Below are 22,728 nucleotides of genomic sequence, written 5' to 3' on the forward strand. Positions count from 1 at the left end.
AGGGTGCTGCCAAACCGCTTCCGACCAATCTCATTTTCTCAATAACCCCGGGAACTTAGCAACTGTATTCCTCATACGCGTTGAGAACCCCAACATTGGCGGGATTTGCACAGAGCATTTGCCATTGTGACGAGTTTTCGGGCAACGGCGGTGATAATGGCTTTGTGCGGTTTTCCAGCCGCGCGGAGGCGATCAGCGAAGACTTTCAGAGCCGGGTTGTGATGAGCCGCAACCAGCGCGGCCTGGAACATCACATGACGCAACAAGCGTCGTCCACCGCCAATGGCTCGTTTCCCGCGCAAGGTCCCACTGTCATGGGCGATTGGCGCGAGCCCGGTCAAGGCGGCCTGCTGTTCGCCAGAGATCTGGCCGAGTTCGGGCATCTCGGCGATCAGCATCGTACTGGATACCGGGCCGATCCCCGGAATGGAGCGCAGGATTTTCGCGGTCTCAGCCAACTCAACATCGGCCGCGATAACCCGGTCCATTCGCATTTCCAGTTCGGCAATCTGGCCATCGAGGAGCGTTTTGAGGGCATCGTTCATGTCATCAAAGAGGTCGGCTGTTCCGAGCTTTCCATGTGCTTTGATTTGCGCAAGGAGCCGTTTGCGTGTTTCGACAAGCTGTCCACGCTTTGAAGTCAAGGCCCTGAGAAGGCGTAACTTCTCATGTGGAAGACACCGCCCGGCCTCCGGGCGGAAGGCCATGAAGCGGACAATCAGTTCGGCATCGATCCGATCCGTTTTGGCGCGTGTGCCACAGCTGGCAGCGAAGGCCTTGATCTGTGCGGGCGGCAATTGCCGGGTGCGGATACCTGCTGTGTCCAGGGCCGCCCATAGTCGCCACTCCTGCCCACCTGTGGATTCAAAGCAAACCAAAGCACGCCTTTCAGTGGCGACATCTGTCAGTCGCGCGTGACCTTCAGCCGTATTCGGAAATCGAAGCCGATGGCCGTCGGGCAGGCAATGGATGTCCAGCCAATCGCGCGAGACATCTATTCCGATAATCTGCCCTTATGCTACCATATTCATGCTCTCTTCCTTCTGCTCCGCGGTCCTGATCGGCCGCTTTCAACTGTTCGAGACGATAAAGAGAGACGGTGCTGGCACGCCAACAAACGTGGTCAATGCCACAAGGCTCAGACGCCAAACACCGCCCCGTCATCACCCTAGGCCCAGGGCGGTGACGGGGGCAGATTAGCAAAGGTCAGATACAGAAGGGTCAAGATGCATTGATTTTGAAAGCGCTGCATGATTCACAGTTCGGAAAACGGAGCGGTGATAAGAGCGACCTTTTCTGGCTGACCGATGAGCAGATGGCCAAGCGTTCCCCTTTCTTCCCGAAGTCGCACGGCAGACCACGGGTCGATGATAGAAGGGTACTGAGCGGGATTATCTTTATCAACCGCAATGGGTTAAGGTGGCGAGATGCGCCCGAAGCCTACGGGCCACACAAAACGCTCTACAGCCGGTGGAAACGTTGGAGCGAGAAAGGCATCTTCGCCCAGATGATGGTCGGCCTGGCTGTCGAACACGGCGAGGAAAAGACCGTGATGATCGATGCGACCTATCTGAAGGCACACCGTACTGCGACCAGCATGGCCGCGAATAAGGGGGGCGTGGTCGCCTGATTGGCCGAACCAAGGGCGGCATGAATACCAAATTGCATGCCATCTGTGACAGCCAAGGGCGGCCGCTCAGCCTTTTTGTCACCGCGGGGCAAGTCAGCGATTACATCGGTGCTCGGGCTTTGCTCAGCAGCATACCAAATGTGGACTGGCTGCTCGGGGATCGTGGCTATGATGCAGACTGGTTCCGGGACGCCTTGAAAGACAAAGGGATACGCGCCTGCATCCCGGGTCGAAAGCAACGCAAGACAACCGTGAAGTATGACAAGCGCCGATACAAACGGCGCAACCGTATTGAGATCATGTTTGGTAGGCTCAAGGACTGGAGGCGCGTGGCAAAACGTTATGATCGCTGTCCGAAAGTCTTCCTCTCAGCCATCGCCCTCGCAGCAACCGTCATCTACTGGTTATGAATCCTGACCCTAGGGGGACAGAGTTGACGCCACTCAGCAAGAGCTGCGTTGCAGATCAGCTTGAAGTTTGCCCGGGTACAGAGGTGGCACTCCTGATCGAAATGGTATGAGACGGACGAGTGAACAGCGGCGAATTTCTGCAAACTTCGCATTCTACGGAAGCGCTGCATCGCCCGTCGCCGTCGTCGGAATGCCAGGTGAGAATTCTCCGCTCGATTGTTCAGCCAGCGGTCAGTTTTCTGCGTAACGGCATTGCCAATGTCCTTCGTTGCAGCACCGTAGGACCGAAGCTTGTCGGTCACAATGATCTGAGGCCCACCATAGCGCTTCATTGATTTCCTTAAGAATTTCAACGCGGATTTCTTGTCGCGTGTCTTCGTCACGAAGCTTTCCAGAACCTCGCCTTCGTGGTCCACGGCCCTCCATTTATCTTCACGAACATCTCGTCCAGATGCCACTTCCAACTCGAATACGAGCGAAGGTTTTCAACGCGCTTCTTGCGAATCTCAGCCGCAAACTTCTGCCCAAACCGCTGCCACCAGAACCGTACGGATTCATGGCCAACGTCGATGCCGCGCTCGCGTAGGAGATCCTCCACATTCCGAAGCGACAGCGGAATCCGGATATACATCATCACCGCCAGGCGGATGATTTCGGGCGAGGCTCGGAAATAGCGGAAGGGGCTGCGCTTGATCATCGATAGACGCAACGAAACCGCCCTGCCCAGCTCAAGGCAAATTTCTCTGACAAAGCCCGCCAATACGCCCAACAGAGACACCCGCCAGTACCGCGCCCTGGGTGTGCTTGTTGGATCGTCCCGGATGGGAAATGGACACGACAACCCGCGGGAATCGTGGCACAATTTCGGGTCAACAAACACCACTGAAGTGAGGCAGGCATGGGTGCGGTACTGCCTGACGGATTCTAACCAGTCTCACCAAGGGCAGGATCGCTGTCGCATATTCTGCGCGGAGACCGCCCACTCGGCGAGAGCAGCCGCGCGGTTCAGCTTGAAATTTGATCTGGAGGTGAGGCTGTGCGCCGCGTTGAACCAGTTGTAGACCGAGGCGTGGACGGCGGAGAATTTCTGCAAACTTCGCATCCGCCTAAAGCGTAGCATCGCCCGTTCGCGTCGACGGAATGGCAGGTGCGAATTCTCGGCCCGATATTTTTTTAACCAGCTTCCCGTTTCCTGCCGTTCCGATGCACCAATTTCTTTCAGAGTAGCGCCATAGGAGCGCAATCGATCGGTAACAATTGTCTCAGGCCGTCCGTGCTTGCGCATTGCTTTCCTTAAGAATTTCAGCGCCGCCTTCTTGTCCCGCTTTTTGGTGACGAAGCCCTCCCGGACCTCACCTTCGTGGTCAACGGCGCGCCAGAGGTAGTGCATCTCACCGTTGATCTTCACGAACATCTCATCCATGTGGCATCGCCAATTCGAACAAGCGTGCAGTTATTGGACGCGTTTCCTTCGGAGCTCAGCCGCAGATTTCGGCCCAAACCGTTGCCACCAAAACCGCACCAATCAACAGCTAACGCCGATACCGTGCTCATTTGGAAGATCCTCCACATTCCGAAGCGAACGCGGAAACCGAACGCACATCATCACCGCCAAGCGGATGATCTCGGGGTGAATCGGAAATAGCGAAACGGGTTCGGATTCGTAATTGCAAAACGCTACGAAACCGCCCTGCCCGTCTCAAGCGACATCTCTCTGACAGTGCTCTTGAAACAGCGCAAAGGCGATCGTTTGATCATGGCGCGACGCTACAAAACCGCCCTCCTCGCCTGAAGTTGGTTTGCTTTGACAGCGCCCGGAGAGATCCTTGAACCCTCAAGGGAAACACCGTAGAGCTGCGCAAATCACAGATCCTGACGCCAATGCGCTTGCCGGATCAAGAACACTTGGGGAGCTCTTCAAGGAACTTGCACAGTTTCCTCAGACAATCGGCCACCCGGGACATGTAGTCCTGATCGTACCCGTCTTCGTTTTCAAGCACGCTGAGAAAAGCGCAGGAGGTCCCGGAGGCTGAATCGACCATCAGGAACTGGCCGCCATATCCGGCATGACCCAGAAGACGGCCATCGGTCATCATGTGGCCCGAGTACCTGAGCCAGTCCCTCGGAGGTTCAAGCGATGGCGCGGGGCGGTCGAGGCAATCGTTCAGGAAGCCCTTGTTCGGGTATCTTGCGTCGCCGGACATTCCAGCAAACAGCAGTCCGAACCGTGCCAGATCGCGCGCACAAAGGCAGCCTCCTCCGGAAAACGCGGGAAGGTTCTCGGGACTCAGGCTGATGTGAAACGCGCCCTCATAGCCGGCGGCGTCGGCGATCTCTTCAATCAGCTTTGCCAGGGGCACCGGTGACGCCGCCGCCGCGATCAACGTCAGAACGTCGGTGTTGGCCGACTTGTAGTCGGCTCGGTCCGGTTGCGGCCCGGGTTTGTAGCCGGTGACACGCGCGGCGAATTCGGCCAGGCTTGGCTCCGGGGCGCCACCGGGCGGAAGCCGCCAGCCGAGCGCCATTTCCTCGGCGTAGCAGTCCGACTGCGAATTGGAGTAATCCTCTGAAAAATCGTTGTGAACCGCCATGTCGAGAACGGCGCGAACCGGCGCTTCGGCATAGCCGCTGCCAATTCCTGGCAGATAATCCGCCACCCGCGCATCCAGAGACAAGAGGCCTTGCGCAAGCAGCCGTCCGACAATCAGATGCATGTGCAGCTTTGTGACCGACTGGATCGAATGGGGGGCTACGGGGCTGAAATCGCTGGCCGCTGCCTCGTGAACGAGCGTGCCGCCCCTCAGGCAGCAGAAGGCGGAAAATGCCGGGTGGTCCAGCAACGCGCGCAGTTCGGTTACTTCTGCCGGCAGGTCGATCGGTGCCGGTTCGAGCGGCAGGACCGTACGTGACCTGACCATCAATGCCCGGCGGAACAGGCGATGCGCGTTGTGAAACCCGTGGCGCCGATGGGCCGGGCGGTTCCAGCGTTGCTTGTTGGTGTGGTCGACGGAAAGGTCCGGGTTCGGGATGCGGGAGAGCATGGTCAGCAACGGGCCTCGCGATGCAGGAGCACGTCCACCGCAGCGATCCGGTCCTGAAAGATGAAAAGCGGGTTGATCTCGATCTCGGCAATCTCGGCGCAGTCCGCCAGATAGGCTTGAGTGAGCGCATGAATGTCGCGGGCGATCCGTGCCAGATCGGCTGCTGGACGCCCGCGATAACCTCGCAAGAGCGCTGCCGAGCGCAACCCCTCCAATGCGCGCCGTACATCCGCGTCGCTGCACGGCAGAAGCAATGTCACCGCGTCGCCCAGAAGCTCTACCAGAACGCCACCGCTGCCAAGCACCAGCGCATGCCCGAATTGAGCATCGCGCCGCAAGGTCAGGATCAGTTCCGCCAATGGGGGCGGCGACATTGTCTCGACCAAAAAGCAGTCGCTGATCGCCTCGGCGTCATATGCAGCAACCGCGTCGTTCATCTGCACAATCGCCGCCTTCAGACCGGCCTGGTCCCTGATGTTCAGCGCGACGGCTCCCGCCTCGGTCTTGTGGGCCAGTCGCCGGCTCATCATCTTCAGCGCGACGGGAAAGCCGATCTCACCAGCAGCGCTCCCGACCTCTCGGGCGGGCACGACGCGGCCCTCGGGCACCGGCACACCGGCCCGTCGCAGCCAATCCTTGCCCACATCCTCTGTCTGCCCGGTCAGTGCGGCGGGGGCATGGGGCGGGATCAGCGGCGCAGGCGGGGAGGTCAGGATCCGCGCTCGTGCCGCGTTCCAGCACGCTGCATCCCGGATCGCATTCAGGGTTTCGTGTATGCCCTGCATCGGCGCGACCCCCTGTTCGATCAGCATCCGGCGGGTATCGGGATCCATGTTCTCGGGAATGGTGGCAAGGATCGCGGCGGGCACCTGACGTTCCGTGGCAGCGCGGGCAAAGGCCTCGGCGTCGTTCAGATAATACACCTTGGAGTCGTCCAGTCCTGCGGCGGGGTAATCCTGCACCAGCACCGTGAAATCGGGTGCCACGGCCTCGAGCGTTCGGGAGAACACCGGATAGGTGTGTTCGGGCTGGCCCCAGATCGGTGTCGTGTAGTCAAGCGGATTGGACACGGTGGCGATCTCGGGCAGCAGGGCCTTCAGCCCGGCGCGATCCGCACCTTCGATGGCCGGAAAGCTCAGGCCGATCTTTTCGGCGTGATCGGCCAGCATCGTGGCCCCGCCGCCCGAACAGGTGAATCCCGCCACCCGCGCACCCCGAGGAGCGCCGGTCACGCACAATAGCTTGAGCGTTTCCAGAAATTGCGAGGGGTTGGTCACCGAGATCACGCCGCAGCGGTCAAAAAGCGCCTCGTAAAGCTCGTTCGCCCCGGACAGCGAGCCGGTATGGCTGATCGTCAGCGCGGCCCCGATCCTGGATCTGCCGGATTTCAGCGCGACCACCGGCAGCCCGCGTTCCAGCGCGCGCAGCGCGGCGCGTTCGAACCGGGCGACATCCTGCAGCCCCTCGATATGCAGGCCGATGGCGCGCACCGCCGGGTCGGTCGCAAAGGCGTCGAGGTAGTCCTCGAGCCCAAGAACCGCCTGATTTCCCGCCGACACCATGTAGGCCATTGGCAGCGAACGCTGGCTCATCGTGATATCCGACGAGAACATGCCCGATTGGGTGACGATCGCCGCGCCATATCCCGGCGACCAGCCGCCGTGCTCAAATGACCACAGCGCGGAATTGCCCACATAGTTGATCAGACCATAGCAATTGGGTCCGACCAACGCCAAATCGCCCGCCGCCTCGATCAGCGCCTGTTCCGCGGCGGCGTCACCGGTTTCCTTGAACCCGGCGGAAAAGCAGACAACACCACCCGCGCCCATCGCCGATAATTGCGCCAACGCTTCGGTAACCGCACCGGCGGCAATGGCCAGATAGGCCGCGTCGGGTGCCTCGGGCAGATCCGCGATGGTCGGCACGCAGGGCACCCCTTCCAGCCTGTCGCGTTTGGGGTTCACCGCCCACATCTGCCCGGCAAAGCCACGCCGGCGCGCCTCGCGGATGGCAATCGCCGCATCGCGCCCGCCAATGAACGCGATATGGCGCGGTGTCAGCAGGCGCTGGAAATTCTCACGCTGCGCCAGTCTCATGCACCAAGCGGCCTCAGCATCGAGCGGGTGATGATATGGCGCTGGATCTCGCTGGTTCCGTCCCAGATCCGTTCCAGCCGGCTATCCCGCCACAGACGCTGAACCGGCAACTCCTCCATCAGCCCCATGCCGCCAAAGATCTGCACCGCGTCATCGGCGATCCGGCCCAGCATTTCCGAGCAGAAGACCTTGACCATCGCCGCATCCTGATCGGCGATCCGGCCGGCCTGATGGCGGGCAACCGCGTCCGTCACCATCAGGTTGGCCGCGCGCAGGTTCATCGCCCCGTCCGCCAGCCGGAACCCGGTTGCCTGGAACGCGCCGATCGGCTTGCCGAACTGGCGGCGGCTGGCGGCCCATTCGGTCGCCATGTCCAGAATGCGCTCGGCCTTGCCGCAGCAGGACGCCCCGACCCAGATGCGCCCCATGCCCAGCCACTGACCGGCGATCTCGAAGCCCCTGCCTTCTTCGCCCAGGACCTGGCCGGGGCCAAGACGGACATTGTCGAAATGCAGTTCGAACGTCTTGTAGCCGCGATAGCTGACCGATTTCGTGCCTTCGCGACAGACAAATCCGGGCGTGCCGACATCCACCAGAAAGGCGGTGACGCGCTTGCGCGGCCCGCGCGGTGTGTCATCCGCACCGGTGGCGGCAAAGACGATGGCGAAATCGGGCATGCAGGGGCCCGAGATGAAATGCTTGGAGCCGTTCAGGATCCAGTCGTCCCCATCCCGGCGGGCGTTGGATTTCATCGCCATCGCATCCGACCCGGCATCGGGTTCGGTCAGGCCGAACAATTCGCGCTTCTCGCCGCGCACGCTGGGCAGCAGGTATTTCTCGCGCTGGTCGCCCTCACAGGCCAGCAGGATCTCGGTCGGGCGGGCGGCCCAGCTGTGCAGGGCGTGGGTGGTCTTGCCGTATTCCTGCTCGATGATGCGCTGCGCCGACAGGTCAAGACCGCCGCCGCCGACCTCTTCGGGCAGGTTGCAGGAAAAAAGGCCAAGCTCGTGGGACCTTGCCTCGATACGCCGGCCAATCTCTTCGGGGACATATCCCAGCCGGTCGACCTCGTCCTCGTGCGGCATCATTTCGGTTTCCACGAACTTGCGGACCGTGGCTGTAAGCAATTCGTGCTCGTGGCTGGTTTCCATGTACATTTCGGAACCTTTCTCAGCTTCTGCTCTCACCCGCGTTGCGCCGCGACAGGATGGCCGAGACGACAAAGGCGATGATCGTGATCGCGATAAGAACTACGGCCGCGGCGGCCACGGTCGGGTCGGTGTTTTCGCGGATCCCGTTCCACATGCGGCGCGGCAGCGTGTAGACGCTGAACTTGGAGATGAAGAGCGTCACGACGATCTCGTCCCAACTCAGGATGAAGGCAAAGAGCGCCCCGGCAAAGACTCCTGGCCGGATCGAGGGCAGGATGACCCGCCGCATGGTGGTCCAGTTCGATGCTCCCAGGTTCTTTGACGCCTGCTCGAGCCGGGGATCGAATGTGGCAAGCGAGGCGCTGACCGTGATCAGCACCATCGGCGCGGCCAGGATCGTATGGGCCAGGATCAGCCCGAGATAGCTGTCCAGCAGGCCAAGGGGAATCCAGAGCCGGTAGAAGGCCATGGCCGAGATGATTTGCGGAATGATCAGCGGCAGCAGCAGGAAGGCGCGGACAAGCTCGCTGTATTTCGACGAGACACGCCACAGGCCAATGGCACAGAGTGTGCCCAGAAACGTGGCCAGCACCGAGGTCGACAGCGCGATGACCCCGCTTTGAAAGAAGCTCGACAGCCATTCCTCGCTGGTGAAAAGGTGCTGGAAATGCCGCAGCGACAGCTCGTTCCCGGGCATCGACAGGAACCGTTTGGGCGTCAGCGAGACCGGGATGGCGATCAGCGCCGGCGTCACCAGGAACAGCAGCAGCACCCAAGCGCCGGCGCGGTTGAACAGGGAAAACAGGCCCGGTCTCATCGCGTGCTGCCTCCGAAGACGGCGCTGAGTTTCATGAAGCGCGACATGATCCACAGCATGGCCAGAACGCCCGCCAGCATCAGCGCCGCCAGCATCGCCGCGGTGCCCCATTTCAAGGTGACGAGTAGCTGGACCGAGATGTATTCGGCCACCATCAGAACCTTGCCACCGCCCAACACCGCCGGGGTGACGTAGAAGCCGAGGCTGAGGATGAAGACCAGAAGGGTCGAGGCGACGATGCCCGGCAGGGTCAGCGGCAGGTAGATGCGCCAGAAGGTCTGGCTGCCGCTGGCGCCTAGGTTGCGCGACGCGTCCATGACCCGTGAATCGAGCGATTGCATGCTGACCAGCAGCGGCAGCACCGCATAGGGGATCATGTAATGCACCATGCCGATCAGCACCCCCAGCTCGTTGCGCATGAAGGCGATCGGGGCCGAGATCAGGCCGAGTGTCTCAAACGTGTTGTTGACCAGCCCGTTGCGCCCCAAGAGCATCAGCCAGGAAAAGGTCCGCACCAGAATCGAGATCCAGAACGAGACGAGCAGAAGGGTGAGCATGTAGTTCTTCTGCCGCAGATGGCAGTGCACCATGGCATAGGCGATCGAATAGCCCAGCGACACGCTGAAGATGGTCGTGATCACGCAGATACGCAGGGTCGTCCAGACGATCCGCAACAGCGAGTCGCTTTCATATAGCTTGCGATAGTTTCCAAGCCCCGGTTCGGGATCGGTCACGCTGAGCCACATGATGTTCAGGATCGGGCCGAGATAGAGCGCGACCACGAGCACCAGAAGCGGTGCGACGATGGCCCAGCCGGGGTGGATATGTCTTGCCACTGCGTTCATGTCCGTGTTCCGAACGGCCGCGCCCGGTCGCCGCGGGCGGCGGGCGCGGCCGCAGGGTCCTAGCTGATGGCCTCGAGGAAGGCGTTCACCGCGTCGCCGCCATTCTCGCCCCACCAGGTCGGGTCGTTGTAGACGATCTTGTCGATGTTCATCGCCGAGGTGATCGCATAGGGCTGCTGGTCCTCGGGGATTTCGCCAAAGGCCGCCGGGTTCGACGGCGTCATGCCAAGGCAATCGAGCAGTTTCAGCTGCGCGGGGACCTCCTGTGCGGTGGCGATGAACTGCATCACCGCCTCGCGGCCGGCCGGGTTGCCCTTGGGCACGATATAGGCGCCGGGCATGGCCATGGCCTGGTTGTTGACCAGCTTGAAACGGCCGTCGGTATCGTTCTCGATATTGCGCCCCCGATTCTGCCAGATGATGGCCATGGTGACCTCGTTGTTGACTACCATCGAATGCACTTCGGAGCCCGAGCCCCAATAGATGCTGTCATCCTTGATCGACTTGATCTTGTTCAGCGCCCGATCCATGTCGAGCGGATACAGCGCGTCGCCAGCCACACCATCGGCCATCAGCGCCGCCTCGAGCGAGCCGTTGGCCCATTTGTAAAGCGCCCGTGTGCCCGGGAAATTGGCGGTGTCGAAGAAGTCCTTCCAGTCCTTGGGCGGGTTGTCGCCATAGGCCTCGGTGTCATAGACGAAGGCATAGCCGTAGAGGATCACCGACACCCCGTATTCCAGCGCATAGCCCGGCAGGGTCTTGTCCTTGCTGACGATGTCATAGTCGATGGGTTCCAGGTGCCCGGTCGGGCCAAGCGACACGGCGTTGAACAGGTCCGCATCGGCCACATCGGCGGTCACGTTGCCGCTGTCCACCATTTCCTTGATCTTGCCTTCGAGCGGGCCGGAGGTGTCGAATTTCACCCCCTTGCCGGTGGCCGCGGTAAAGGCATCGCCAATGGCCGAACCGTGGCATTCGACCGACTGGCCGCCCCAGTTCCACATCACGACATGGTCGGCCGCCGCCTGCGCGTCGCCCGCCAGCACGGCGTTCATGGCGACACCCGAGGCACCGCAGAGCGCCAGAAAGGTCCGCCGGTCCATGCGCCCCTCCTTGTAGGCATGGGCGCTTTCGGTGAGCATTTCCTTCATGAATTGCTTGTCTTGCATTTCGTCCTCCTTGTCAGATGCCCAAGGCCTTGCCGGGCGATTGTTGCGACGCCTTGACCGGCGTTCTTCGGGTGCTCATTCAGCTTTCGTTTAGTTCCACCGCCGCCTCGTCCTGCCAGCTCAGCTCGACGGTTTCGCCCTCGTGCAAAGCCTGACGGTTGCGCCAGACGTCGATATCCACCTCGATCTGTTCCGCCTGGGTGGTCTCGACGATGATCCGCTGCATCGACCCGAAATAGGTGATGCTGGCGATCGTGCCCCGGCGCCGGGCCTGCGGATGGCCGGTGCCCAGGTGAATGTCGATCTTCTCCGGGCGCAGCGCGAAGACGGCGCCGTTCTGTTGAACGAAGTTCGACTTGCCCAGGAAACTGGCGGCAAAGCGGGTTGCGGGCCGTTCGTACAGCTCCTGCGGCGAGCCCACCTGTTCGATGGCGCCGTCGCGCATGATGACGATGCGGTCGGACATCGACAGCGCCTCTTCCTGGTCGTGGGTGACATAGATGAAGGTCGTCCCCACCCGGCGGTGAATGTCCTTGAGCTGTTCCTGCACCTCGACCCGCAGTTTCTTGTCGAGCGCGCCCAGCGGCTCGTCCAGCAGCAGGACCGGCGGCGCGAAACACAGCGCCCGCGCCAGCGCCACCCGCTGTTGCTGACCACCCGAAAGCTGGCCGGGCTTGCGCGTGGCGAAATCCTGCAACTGCACCAGTTCCAGCATCTCGTCGACGCGGGCCCGGATCTCGCCCTCAGCCCGTTTGCGCACGCTGAGCGCATAGCCGATATTGTCGCGCACCGTCATGTGCGGGAACAGGGCATAGCCCTGGAACACCATCCCGAAGTTGCGCTTTTCGGCAGGGACGTTGGCGATCGAGGTTCCGTCCAGCGCGATATCGCCGCTGGTGATGTCCAGAAACCCCGCGATCATCATCAACAGAGTCGTCTTGCCCGAGCCCGAGGGGCCAAGCAGGGTCAGGAACTCACCCCTGCGGATTTCCAGTTCGACCTCATTGACGGCCCGGAACGCGCCGAAATACTTCGACACCCCCTCGATCCGCAGGCTCCCACCGGAGAACGCGTCGGCCATCTACCCCTCCGCCCCGCGCAGTTTCAGCTTGTTGCGGGCCTCGCTCGGTGTCAGCAGGCGCGCGCCCATGCGTTCGATGATCTCGCGCGCGCGGGTCACCAATTGACCGTTGGTCGCCATGACGCCACGTTCGAGATAGATGTTGTCCTCCAGCCCGACGCGGATATTGCCGCCTAGCGCAACTGCGGAGGCGGCCATCGGCATCTGGCCGCGCCCGATGCCGAAACTGGCCCAGCTGGCCCCTGCCGGCAGTTTCGATTTCATCGCCACCATGGTTTCGACATCCTGTTCCGCGCCCCAGGGGATGCCGAGGCACAGCTGGAACATCGGCGGCGCGTCGATCAGGCCCTCGGCGATCATCGCCTTTGCAAACCGGATATGGCCGAGGTCGAACACTTCCAGTTCGGGCTTCACACCCCATTCCTGCACCAGCGCCGCCATCCGGCGCAGGGTCGGTGGGGTGGAAATGTAGATCATGTCGGTATCCGAGAAGTTCAGCGTCCCGCAATCCAGCGAACAGATATCGGGGCGGCATTCCTCGATATGGGCCAGCCGGTCCTCGGGGCCGATCATGTCGGTGCCCGGTCCGGGCATGGCCGGATTGGCGGGGTCGGAAGTCCAGTCACCGCCCATGCCTGCGGTCAGGTTGATCACGACGTCGGTGCCGCTGTCGCGCACCCTGTCGACGATCTCCTTGAACAGTTTTGGATCGCGCGAGCCCTGGCCGGTTTCCGGATCGCGGGCGTGGATATGGGCGATGGCCGCGCCGGCCTTTGCGGCTTCGATTGCGGCCTCGGCAATCGCTTTGGGCGTGACCGGGACATGCGGGCTTTTTCCGGTTGTGTCACCGGCGCCGGTAACGGCGCAGGTCAGCACGACTTCGTAGTTCATGCGAATTTTCCCTGTTGTTTACTCCAATTTGCTGGCCCGATCCCCTCGAAAACTATCGATTATTCGCCGCATTTGACGTGTTCATGTCGAAAAATACTGATACGGTGCAAAGAATTGTAACCTCGGGAAACGTCATGCAGCTCGACTTGTTGAACCCTCAGGACAGAGGTCAGGTCCATTCGGTTTTCGTGGTGGTGCCGCGGTTCAACCTGACGACCCTGATCACGATGATCGAGACCATGCGGATCGGAAACTACCTGTCATCCGAGCGCTTGTTCTCGTGGGAGGTGACCTCGTTCGACGGGTTGAACTTGGGGGCCAGCAACGGCGTGCGGGTGCATTTGGACACCGAGCCGGAACAGACCGCGTCGGCGGATCAGGTCTTTGTGTTGGCCAGCTGGGGCGGCGAGCACTATCAAAACAAGGCGCTGGCCTCTTGGCTGCGCAAGCGCGCCCGCCGAGGCGAACGCATCTGTGCGGTAGAGCTTGGCTGCTATCTTGTCGCCCGAGCCGGGCTGATGGATGGCAAGGAGGCCACGACGCATTGGTCCTGGATCAACGGCTTTCAAGAGAAATTCGACCAGATTTCCGTTGTCGAGCAACTGTTCACCATCGACGGACGGATCCTGACCTGTGCCGGCGGCATGGCCGGGGTCGATCTGATGCTGCGGCTGATCGAGCAGTCGCACGGGGCGAGTTTCTCGGGCGAGATCGCCGACCAGATGCTGCACAATCCGATCCGCAAGGGATCGTCCTCGCAGCGCCGGACCATGGGGCGTGGTACGGAATCGATCCTGCCGCTGGTGCGGCAAGCCATGACGCTGATCGAACGCAACATCGAAGAGCCGCTGACAGTGCCCGAAATCGCCGCCGCGCTGGACGTGTCACAGCGTCAGCTGGAGCGGCAGTTCAAGAAACATGTCGGCTGCACCGTCGTTCAGTTCGGTCTGTTGCGCCGGTTGCAGAACGCACGTGTCCTGCTGATCGCCACAGAACTCAGCGTGCGGGAAATCGCCACCGCCTCCGGCTTCAACACGCTGTCGCATTTCTCTTACTCGTTCAGCAAGTTCTTCGGTCGCAGGCCCTCAGACTATCGCGAAGCCTGGCCCTCGAACGAGACCGCGCCGACCTGGCCCGGCACCCTGTCGGATTTTCTGCACGCGCTTAATTCGGGTGAGAAGCGCGCTACTGCGCCTCTCGCGCCTCCCGAAGAGCATTGAGAACGGCAACAATCTCGTGGTCGCGCTGCGCCGCCAGGTCGGCAAAGTGCCGGTCACCGGCGATGGCGTTGCAGCCATCCACCATGCGGTCGCGCAGCTCCTGCGTCAACTCCGGAGCCTCAAGTCGGGTCCAGGGCAGTTTCAGCGCCGGGCCAAACTGGTCGAGATTGGTGGCCATGCCACCCGCGCCGCAGGCCACGTGAAATGCCATGCATTGCCCCTGGCTGGCCATGCGCGGCGCCGGGCCGTTGATCAGCGCGATGTCGATGTCCTCGGGCGTGGCCTCGCCATTGGCGACCATGTGCAGCGCCTCGCGCCACAGCGCCTCCTGCAGCCGCGTCGCCACGAAGCCCGGGATTTCCTTTTTCATCATAAGCGGGGACTTGCCCGCGACGCGATAGAATTCGCACGCCCACTGAACAGCCGCCGGGTCGGTTTTCTCGCCGCCGACGATCTCGACCAGTGGCAGCAGGTAGGGCGGGTTGAACGGGTGCCCGATCACCGTGCGCCCGGGCGTTTCGCACTCGGCCTGGATGTCGGTCATCATCAGGCCCGAGGTCGAAGAGCCGATCACCACCGTCGCGGGCACGATGCGCCCCAGACGCCGATAGAGGGCCTGTTTCACCGCCAGATTCTCGGGCGCGCTTTCCTGAATGAAACCCGCGCCCTCGACCGCCGCGCCGAGATCGTTGACGACGGTCAGCCGGTCCAGCGACGCGCCCGGCGCGAGGCCCAACGCGGTCAGGCTGATCCACGCGGTTTCGAGGATGGTGCGGAACGCGGCCTCTTCGGACGGATCGTGCAGATAGCTAGTGACTTCATAGCCGCGCGCCAGGAAATGCGCGGTCCAGCCGCCGCCGATGGGCCCGCCGCCGATGCTGGCGACGCGGGTGATGGCTGAAGGGTCGGGATACATCATTCGCCCTTGAACTTGGGTTCGCGCTTTTCGACGAAGGCGGCGACGCCTTCGGCCGCATCGTCGGATCTGAGCATCTTGCGATAGGTCGGCATCGGGTCGGTGCGCATCTTGTGAAACGCCTGTTCCAGCGGCACGCATTCGATCTCGCGCTGAACCTCCTTGACCGATTGCATGGCCAGCGGCGCCGACCAGGCGATCGAGGCGGCCCATTCGCGGGCCGCATCCATCAGCCGCTCCTTGGGCACCACCTTGTTGACTAGCCCGTAGTGGGCGGCCTCCTGGGCGGACATGCGGCGGCCCAGAAGGAACATCTCCATGGCGATGTTATGCGGAATGCGCCGGGGCAGACGTTGCAGCGCGCCCGCATCCGGCACGATCCCCAGCGGCATTTCCGGCAGGCCGAACTCCACATGATCGGCGGCGATCAGCAGGTCACAGGCCATCGCCATTTCGAAACCGCCACCGATGGCCAACCCGTTGACCGCCGCGATGACCGGCTTGTTTAGCGACCAGTTCTCGGTCAGGCCGGTAAAACCGCCAAACCCGTAGTCATCGCTCTCCCACCAGTTGTCGAGCTGCATCTCGCCGGCGTTCAGCGCCTTGAGATCCCAGCCCGCGCTGAAGATCCTGTCACCGCCACCGGTCAGGATCGCACAGCGCAGTTCCCTGTCCTCGTGCAGTTCCTGAAACGCCGCCGCCAGCGCCTGCGAAGTCGGCACGTCGATGGCGTTGACCTTGCCGCGCGACAGCGTGACCTCGAGTACATGGCCATCGCGGAGTGTGCTTACCCCTTCGGTCATCTGGGTCTCCTCCATCACCGGAATTCCGGCATGACTTCGTTGCAGAACATCCTGAGCGAGCGTTTCTGCGCGTCATGGTCCAACCCCATCGAGGCGTAGTAGATGAACTCGCTCACCCCCAGGTCCTGATAGCGTTTGAGCTTGGCGATGGCGGTTTCGGGCGAACCGAACAACAGGTTCTCCTCCAGCATCTCCGGGTCGTATTGCTCGCGGCCCGCGATCTGGTCCAGCGGCAGCGCGGCCGGGAAGCCGTTGACCACGTCGCCGGCATTGCGGAACAGGTTCTCGAATTGCGACAGCAGACGCCGGATCGCGTCCAATGCCTGCTGGCGGTCGGCGGCATTGTCATAGATGCAGGCATGGCGCATCAGCGCAAAACGGGGCAACCAGCCATTGTCGGCCTTGGCGATGGCCTCGTCCAGTTGCCGCTTGTAGAGTTCCGCCTCGGCAAAGGGCCGAGTCAACGGCCAGCAATTGATGTGGCAGCGGTTGCGGACCGCGTAGTCATAGGTGATGGGCGAGCGCGCGGCGACCCATACCGGCATGTCGGCCTGCACCGGCTTGGGCACCGAGGTCGAGGTCGGGAACTGCCAGTATTCGCCATCATGGGCATAGTCGCCCTTCCACAGTTCGCGCACCGCCGGAAGCATCTCTTGCATGTAGCGCCAGGCATCGGACTGTTTCAGCCCCGGTTTCATCCGGTCGAACTCGCGCTGGTAAGCCCCAGAGCCGATGCCGAATTCCAGCCGCCCGCCGCTGATCAGGTCAAGGAACGCGGCCTCGCCCGCCAGGTTGATCGGATGCCAGTAGGCCGCCGTGGCCACCGCAGTGCCCAGCCTGATATTGCTGGTCTCTCCGGCCCACCAGGTCAGGATCTGGAACGGGTTCGGCGCGATCGTCATCTCGATGGCGTGATGTTCGGCGGCCCAGACGATGTCGAAACCGCCCTCTTCAGCCATTTGCACCATCTCGAGCGTGTGGCGGGCGACATCATTCATGTCGAGACTGTCATCGATCCGTTCCAGGTTGATGGCAAGTTGGAATTTCATTGTCTGTGTTCCTCTAAGGGCTCTCGGTCAGCGCATGACAAAGGGGTTGGCCATGGGTTCGTCGGAGGTGTTCATCCAGACCGTCTTGGGCCGGGTGTAGTCGTAGATCGCCTGGAACCCGCTTTCGCGGCCATAGCCGGACCCCTTGATGCCGCCGAATTCGGCGATGGGAGAAACCACGCGATAGGTGTTGACCCAGACGATCCCCGCGCGCACGGCGCCCGCCATCCTGAGCGCGCGGGCGCTGTCGCGGGTAAAGATCCCGGCCGCCAGGCCGTGTTCGGTGTCATTGGCCAGCGCCAGCACCTCTTCTTCGGTGCGGAACCGCTGCACACACAGGACCGGGCCAAAAAGCTCGGTATCGACAATGCGCAGATCCTGGCGCGGACAGGCGATGATCGTCGGTTCATAGTAGAGGCCGCTCAGCCCCTCGGGCTGCTTGCCGCCGGTCAGCACTGTGCCGCCCTCGGATTGGGCATGGGCGACCTCGCGCTGGATATGCTCGAGCTGCCCGGCGGTGCAGAGCGGCCCCATCTGGGTGTCCTCGGCCAGCGGATCCCCGATCACGATGGCGCGCGCCTGGTTCACCATCCTGTCCAGGAATTCATCGGCGATATCCTCGTGCAGGTAGAGCCGCGATCCGGCGACACAGCTCTGCCCCGTGGCGCCGAAGATGCCCGCGATCGAGGCGTTGACCGCGCTTTCGATATTGGCATCTTCGAACACGATGAAAGGCGACTTGCCCCCCAACTCCAGCGAGACCTCGGCAAAGTTGCGCTTGGCGTTCTCCAGCACGTGGCGCGCGGCATTCGGCCCTCCCGTGAACGAGACCCGCGCCACCAGCGGATGCGCGGTCAGCGCCCGGCCGCAGGGTTCGCCGTGGCCGGTGACGATATTGACCACCCCCGGGGGAAAACCGGCCTCTTCGATCAGCTTCCCGAATTCCAGCATCGCCGCGCTGGCGTGTTCCGAAGCCTTCAGGACCACTGTATTGCCAGCCGCCAAGGCCGGGCCAATCTTGACCGCCACAAGGAAAAGCTGGCTGTTCCAAGGCACCACGGCAGCAACCACGCCCAGCGGTTCGCGCTTGGTAAAGACGAACATGTCCGGTTTGTCGATGGGCAGCGTTTCGCCGCTGACCTTGTCGGCGCACCCGGCGAAGAAATGGAAGAATTCCGCGATATACTTGGCCTGCCAGCGGGTTTCCTTGAGCATCTTGCCGGTATCCACCGACTCGATCCGCCCCAACTCTTCGGAACGGTCCGCCAGCAGATCGCCCAGTCGGCGCAGATGCTTGCCACGCTCGGTCGGCGTCATCCTGGCCCAGGGTCCCGAGGTGAAGGCGCGATACGCCGCCTCGACCGCCCGGTTCACATCCGCCTCGGTGGCTTCGGGAACCCGGCACCACACCTTGCCATCGGCGGGGTTGGTGCTGTCGAACAGCGACCCGTCCGAGGCATCGATCCAAGCGCCGTCGATCAGCATCCGGTAGCTCTGGATATCGGCCATGTCGGTCCCCCCTTTTGTGACTTGTCTCATTCAAAACGGCGAATCGTCGGCGAGTTGTGCGAAAAATCGCCATCCACATGTCGAAAATTCTCAAGTTGAGGATTGGGGGTCAGGGCAGGCTGACCGCAAAGGGAGATGTGAACGTGACCAGAAGCAAGAAACAGGTAGTCGGCGGCCCTCTCGAAATCGGTGGCAGGGTACTGTCGCTGTCGCGTGCCATCCGGGCCGGCGATTTTGTATTCCTGACCGGCCAGATCCCGATGCGGAAAGGCGTGCCGATGACCACCGGATCGGTCGAGGAACAGACCCGCGCCGTACTCGATGATATCACCGCCACCCTCGCCCTGGCCGGCTGCACCCGCGACGATGTGGTCAAGGCCATGGTCTGGCTGCGCGACCGCAGCGATTTCCCCGGCTTCAACTCGGTCTATGGCGAATACTTCCCGCACGACCCGCCGACCCGCTCGGCGGTCGTCAGCGACCTGTTGGTTGATGCCCGGGTCGAGGTCGAGGTGATGGCCTACAAGCCCCTGAGTGGAGAGGACTGATGCCGATTGCACCCGATGGCAGCGCCTATGAGCTTGCGGGTCCTGAACATGCGCCCTGCGTGGTCCTGATCCACGGTCTGGGGCTGAACCGGGCCTGCTGGCAATGGACCATTCCGGCGTTGGCCGACGGCTATCGCGTGCTCAGCTATGACCTCTATGGCCACGGCGACTCGGTGGATCCGCCCGAGGCGCCGAGCCTGTCGCTCTTTTCGCGCCAATTGCGCAACCTGCTCGACAATTGCGGCATTGTCGACGCCGTGATCGCCGGGTTCTCGCTGGGGGGCATGATTGCGCGCCGGTTCGCGCAGGATCTTCCCGACAGGGCGCGTGCGCTGGTCATCCTGCATTCGCCTCACCAACGCAGCGCAGAGGCGCAGGCCGCGATCCTGGCACGGGTCGAGCAGGCCCGCGACCAGGGCCCGGCAGCGACGGTCGACGCGGCGCTGGAGCGCTGGTTCACCGAAGATTTCCGCCAGGCCAATCCTGCGATGATGGACACCGTGCGCGGCTGGGTCACGGCGAACCGCAAGGAGGTCTATCACCGGATCTACCGGGTTCTGGCCGATGGCATCGACGAGATTACCGCCCCGGTCTCGCCGCTGTCCTGCCCCGCGCTGGTGATCACCGGGGACGAGGATTTCGGCAACGGCCCCGAGATGACCCGCGCCATCGCCGCCGAGATCAAGGGGGCGCAGGCGCTGGTCCTGCCGGGTTTGCGCCATATGGCCCTGGCCCAGGACCCCGCGGCCGTCAATAAGCCGCTGCGCCGGTTCCTGGACGGCTTGCCAAGGGGGGCGACCGGATGAGCAGCACGATCCTCAAAGGTCTCCGGGTATTGGATCTCAGCCGCATGTTGTCGGGTCCCTATTGCAGCATGTTCCTGGCCGATCACGGTGCCGAGGTCATCAAGATCGAAAGCGGCACCGGCGACACCAGCCGCAACAACGGACCCTATCGCGAGGACGATCCGAACCGCGACTGGTCAGGGTATTTCGTCAGCTTGAACCGGGGCAAGAAAAGCATCCGTCTCGACCTGAAATCGCCCGAGGGCAAGGCCGCCTTTCGCAGGCTGGCGGCGACGGCGGATGTAGTTTTGGAAAATTTCCGGCCCGGAGTGATGGACCGCCTCGGGCTGTCTTATGAATCCCTGGCCGAGGCCAATCCCCGGCTTGTCTACGCCGCCATCCGCGGTTTCGGCGACCCGCGCACCGGGGCCAGCCCCTATGCCGACTGGCCCTCTTACGACGTGGTGGCGCAGTCGATGGGCGGGTTGATGGCGATGACCGGCCCCGATGCCGACACGCCGACGAAGGTCGGCCCCGGCATCGGCGACATCTTTGCGGGAATGATGATGTCCTTTGGCATTCTCGCCGCCCTGCGGGAGGCCGAGGCGACCGGCAAGGGCCGTTTCGTCGATGTCGCCATGTATGACGCGATGATCTCGATGTGCGAGCGCATGGTCTATCTGAATGACATGACCGGACAGGTAGCGGGCCCCGAGGGAAACGGCCACCCGCTGCTGGCGCCCTTCGGCGTGTTTCCCGCCGCCGACGGTCATGTGGCACTTGGCATTGTCGATGACAGGTTCTGGCAGAAGCTGACCGAGATCATGAACCGCCCCGACCTTGGCGCTGACGAGCGTTTCTCCACCCGCGCGGGGCGTTCCGCCAATTCGGTCGAGATCAACGGGATCGTCTCGGACTGGACCGCGACCCGCAGCAAGGCGGAACTAGCCGATCTGCTGGGCGGCCATGTGCCCTTTGGTCCGCTCAACACCGTGGCCGATATCGTCGCCGATCCGCATGTCGCGGCGCGGCACATGCTGGAGACAATTCCCCATCCCGAACCCGGCCATGCGCCGTGGACCGTTGCCGCCAACCCGCTGCGCTTTGGCGGGCAGGCACCGGTTTCCCTGCCTGCCCCGCCGCGGCTGGGCGAGCATGACGCGCTGCTCGACACGCTGGTGGACAGCGCGCCCCTCGACGACAGCGCCCGGCGCGACCTGCGCCGAGCCTTTGGGCAATTCGCCACCGGGGTGACCGTGCTCACCACAAGGCAGAAGGACGGAACGCCACGCGGCTTTACCGCCAATTCTTTCAGCTCGGTCTCGCTCGACCCGCCTTTGCTGCTCGTCTGCCTCGCCAAGACGGCGCATAGCTGCGATGTCTTTGCCCAGGCGCCGCATTTCGCGGTCAACATCCTGTCGGATGCGCAGAAAGAGATCTCAGGTGTGTTCGCCTCGCGCTCGGCCGAGAAATTCGCCGGCACCCATTGGCATGCGGGTCCGTATGAGCTGCCGCTCATCGACGGGGCGCTAGCGACCTTTGCCTGTGCCCGCCACAGGCTGGTCGATGCCGGGGACCACCTGATCCTGATCGGGCGCGTCCTGCGGCACGAAGTGATCGAGGGCAAGCCGCTGGGCTTTTTCAACGGCGCCTATTTCGACCTTGGACTGGAAAACAGGCTGGCCGACGCGGCGACCAAGGATGCGAACGGTGTCATCGCGGCCGTCCTGGCCGATGGCGAGCGGATCCTGCTGGAGGAGGCGCCGGACGGCACCCTCGCGGTTCCCAAGGCACCGCTGGGCGACAACACGGTCGCAGGTTTCGTGCGGTACATGGACGGTCGCGGCCTCGCTCCCCGGCTCGACCACCTGTACGCCGTTTTCCAGAACAGTCAGACCGGCGCGCATTCGATCGTCTATCACGGAACGGTCAGCGGTGCCGCGCCCGAGGGCATGCGCTATCACGACCTTGCCGCGCTGCCGCTGGAACAAGTCGCCAGCAGCACCGAACGCTCGATGCTGGCGCGATATCAGCGGGAATATCGCCATGGCAGTTTTGGCATCTACCACGGCACCGAGAGCAGCGGCGTCGTCCATTCGATTTCCGATCACACCGAATACACCGTCTGACAGGAGAACCCAGATGCTTCCGGAACTGAGAAAAGTGGTCACGTTTGACGAGGATATCCACACCGAGGGCGGCCGGGCCGCCGACCCGGTCCTGCGCATGATCGGGGTCGCGGCGGTGGTGGCCAACCCCTGGGCCGGGCGCGGCTTTGTCGAGGATCTCTCGCCCGAGATCCGCCGCATGGCGCCGGTTCTGGGCAAACTCCTGACCGACCGTCTGATCGCTCTGGCCGGATCGGGCGAGGCGATCGAGGCCTATGGCAAGGCTTGCATCTCGGGAACGAATTGTGAGGTCGAGCATGCTTCGGCGCTGATCCACACGCTGAAGTTCGGCAATTTCTATCGTGAGGCGGTGGGTGCGAAAAGCTATCTCGGTTTTACCAACACGCGGGGACCCGCAAATACGCAAATCCAGATCCCGCTGATGGACAAGCACGATACCGGCCGCAGGTCGCATTATCTGACGGTGCAATTCTCGGTCTATGACGCACCCGCCAGTAACGAGCTGGTGGTCGCGCTGGGGGCCGCAACACGCGGACGACCGCATCACCGCATCGGGGACAGATACTCCGATCTGGCCGAACTAGGCCGGGATGTTCAGGACCCCGCCGCCGTAGGAACCGGAGGAAAGCAATCCTAGC

Annotated in this window: 19 protein-coding genes and 2 pseudogenes; 6 read left to right on the forward strand and 15 right to left on the reverse strand. The window is 62.6% G+C overall.

The genetic code is table 11. From position 1 onward, the window contains the following. Positions 1–71: 71 nt before the first annotated feature. On the reverse strand, positions 72–1,007 hold the full coding sequence (locus FGK63_RS21190; protein WP_138841216.1) for an IS110 family RNA-guided transposase: 936 nt from the start codon (positions 1,005–1,007) through the stop codon (positions 72–74). A 308-nt stretch (positions 1,008–1,315) separates the two neighbouring features. Here FGK63_RS21190 and FGK63_RS08050 point away from each other — a divergent pair. Next, positions 1,316–2,040 (forward strand): IS5 family transposase gene (locus FGK63_RS08050; RefSeq protein ID WP_246043983.1). Its coding sequence is split into 2 segments (ribosomal slippage): positions 1,316–1,609 and positions 1,612–2,040, totalling 723 coding nucleotides; the frame shifts between segments, so codons are not numbered across the junction. Here the strand turns inward: FGK63_RS08050 and FGK63_RS08055 are convergent. The 10 genes and pseudogenes from FGK63_RS08055 to FGK63_RS08100 form a co-directional block, all read right to left on the reverse strand. Then, positions 2,028–2,737: pseudogene (locus FGK63_RS08055) on the reverse strand (IS6 family transposase). The gene FGK63_RS08050 and the pseudogene FGK63_RS08055 overlap by 13 nt on opposite strands. Before the next feature lie 237 nt (positions 2,738–2,974). Further along, positions 2,975–3,646, reverse strand: a pseudogene (locus FGK63_RS08060) (IS6 family transposase). Between the two features lie 289 nt (positions 3,647–3,935). Further along, entirely contained in the window at positions 3,936–5,081 is a 1,146-nt protein-coding gene (locus tag FGK63_RS08065; protein WP_138841090.1) for a serine hydrolase domain-containing protein, read from the reverse strand. A 2-nt stretch (positions 5,082–5,083) separates the two neighbouring features. After that, positions 5,084–7,177, reverse strand: coding sequence for an acetate--CoA ligase family protein (locus FGK63_RS08070; RefSeq protein WP_138841091.1), 2,094 nt, complete (start codon positions 7,175–7,177; stop codon positions 5,084–5,086). Further along, positions 7,174–8,334 carry an acyl-CoA dehydrogenase family protein gene (locus tag FGK63_RS08075; protein WP_138841092.1) on the reverse strand — a complete coding sequence of 387 codons (1,161 nt, stop codon included), beginning with the start codon at positions 8,332–8,334 and terminating at the stop codon, positions 7,174–7,176. Before FGK63_RS08075 ends, FGK63_RS08070 begins: the two co-directional genes overlap by 4 nt. A gap of 13 nt (positions 8,335–8,347) precedes the next feature. Then, on the reverse strand, positions 8,348–9,145 hold the full coding sequence (locus FGK63_RS08080; protein ID WP_138841093.1) for an ABC transporter permease: 798 nt from the start codon (positions 9,143–9,145) through the stop codon (positions 8,348–8,350). After that, positions 9,142–9,990 (reverse strand): ABC transporter permease, encoded by an 849-nt coding sequence (locus FGK63_RS08085; RefSeq protein WP_138841094.1) that lies wholly within the window; start codon positions 9,988–9,990, stop codon positions 9,142–9,144. Before FGK63_RS08085 ends, FGK63_RS08080 begins: the two co-directional genes overlap by 4 nt. A gap of 59 nt (positions 9,991–10,049) precedes the next feature. Then, entirely contained in the window at positions 10,050–11,159 is a 1,110-nt protein-coding gene (locus FGK63_RS08090) for an extracellular solute-binding protein (protein WP_138841095.1), read from the reverse strand. A gap of 79 nt (positions 11,160–11,238) precedes the next feature. Next, positions 11,239–12,240, reverse strand: a complete 1,002-nt coding sequence (locus FGK63_RS08095) for an ABC transporter ATP-binding protein (protein WP_138841096.1) — start codon at positions 12,238–12,240, stop codon at positions 11,239–11,241. Next, positions 12,241–13,131, reverse strand: a complete 891-nt coding sequence (locus FGK63_RS08100) for a beta-keto acid cleavage family enzyme (RefSeq protein WP_138841097.1) — start codon at positions 13,129–13,131, stop codon at positions 12,241–12,243. Positions 13,132–13,265: 134 nt separating this feature from the next. Between FGK63_RS08100 and FGK63_RS08105 the strand changes: the two genes are divergently transcribed. Next, a complete protein-coding gene (locus tag FGK63_RS08105) occupies positions 13,266–14,351 on the forward strand; it encodes a GlxA family transcriptional regulator (protein ID WP_138841098.1) in 1,086 nt (361 codons plus the stop codon). On the opposite strand, the gene FGK63_RS08110 is transcribed toward FGK63_RS08105, so the two are convergent. The 4 genes from FGK63_RS08110 to FGK63_RS08125 are packed head-to-tail and all read right to left on the reverse strand — an operon-like array spanning position 14,317 to position 18,628. Beyond that, positions 14,317–15,270 carry a 3-hydroxyacyl-CoA dehydrogenase NAD-binding domain-containing protein gene (locus FGK63_RS08110; RefSeq protein WP_138841099.1) on the reverse strand — a complete coding sequence of 318 codons (954 nt, stop codon included), beginning with the start codon at positions 15,268–15,270 and terminating at the stop codon, positions 14,317–14,319. The genes FGK63_RS08105 and FGK63_RS08110 overlap by 35 nt on opposite strands. Then, positions 15,267–16,070 carry a carnitinyl-CoA dehydratase gene (locus FGK63_RS08115; RefSeq protein ID WP_138841100.1) on the reverse strand — a complete coding sequence of 268 codons (804 nt, stop codon included), beginning with the start codon at positions 16,068–16,070 and terminating at the stop codon, positions 15,267–15,269. The genes FGK63_RS08110 and FGK63_RS08115 overlap by 4 nt, the downstream gene beginning before the upstream one ends. 14 nt (positions 16,071–16,084) lie before the next feature. After that, the gene (locus FGK63_RS08120; protein WP_138841101.1) at positions 16,085–17,119 is read right to left on the reverse strand and encodes an LLM class flavin-dependent oxidoreductase; all 1,035 of its coding nucleotides are present in this window, start codon (positions 17,117–17,119) and stop codon (positions 16,085–16,087) included. Between the two features lie 27 nt (positions 17,120–17,146). Continuing rightward, a complete protein-coding gene (locus FGK63_RS08125) occupies positions 17,147–18,628 on the reverse strand; it encodes an aldehyde dehydrogenase (protein WP_138841102.1) in 1,482 nt (493 codons plus the stop codon). A 143-nt stretch (positions 18,629–18,771) separates the two neighbouring features. On the opposite strand from FGK63_RS08125, the gene FGK63_RS08130 reads away from it, so the two are divergent. The 4 genes from FGK63_RS08130 to FGK63_RS08145 are packed head-to-tail and all read left to right on the forward strand — an operon-like array spanning position 18,772 to position 22,727. Next, positions 18,772–19,176 carry a RidA family protein gene (locus FGK63_RS08130; protein WP_138841103.1) on the forward strand — a complete coding sequence of 135 codons (405 nt, stop codon included), beginning with the start codon at positions 18,772–18,774 and terminating at the stop codon, positions 19,174–19,176. Then, on the forward strand, positions 19,176–19,982 hold the full coding sequence (locus FGK63_RS08135) for an alpha/beta fold hydrolase (protein ID WP_138841104.1): 807 nt from the start codon (positions 19,176–19,178) through the stop codon (positions 19,980–19,982). Before FGK63_RS08130 ends, FGK63_RS08135 begins: the two co-directional genes overlap by 1 nt. Beyond that, positions 19,979–22,090, forward strand: a complete 2,112-nt coding sequence (locus FGK63_RS08140; RefSeq protein ID WP_138841105.1) for a CoA transferase — start codon at positions 19,979–19,981, stop codon at positions 22,088–22,090. Before FGK63_RS08135 ends, FGK63_RS08140 begins: the two co-directional genes overlap by 4 nt. Before the next feature lie 13 nt (positions 22,091–22,103). Further along, complete coding sequence (locus tag FGK63_RS08145) at positions 22,104–22,727, forward strand: amino acid synthesis family protein (protein WP_138841106.1); 624 nt, start codon at positions 22,104–22,106, stop codon at positions 22,725–22,727. The last annotated feature ends 1 nt before the right edge of the window (position 22,728 follow it).

It is taken from the genome of Ruegeria sediminis, from assembly GCF_005938215.1.
Classification (GTDB): domain Bacteria; phylum Pseudomonadota; class Alphaproteobacteria; order Rhodobacterales; family Rhodobacteraceae; genus Ruegeria; species Ruegeria sediminis.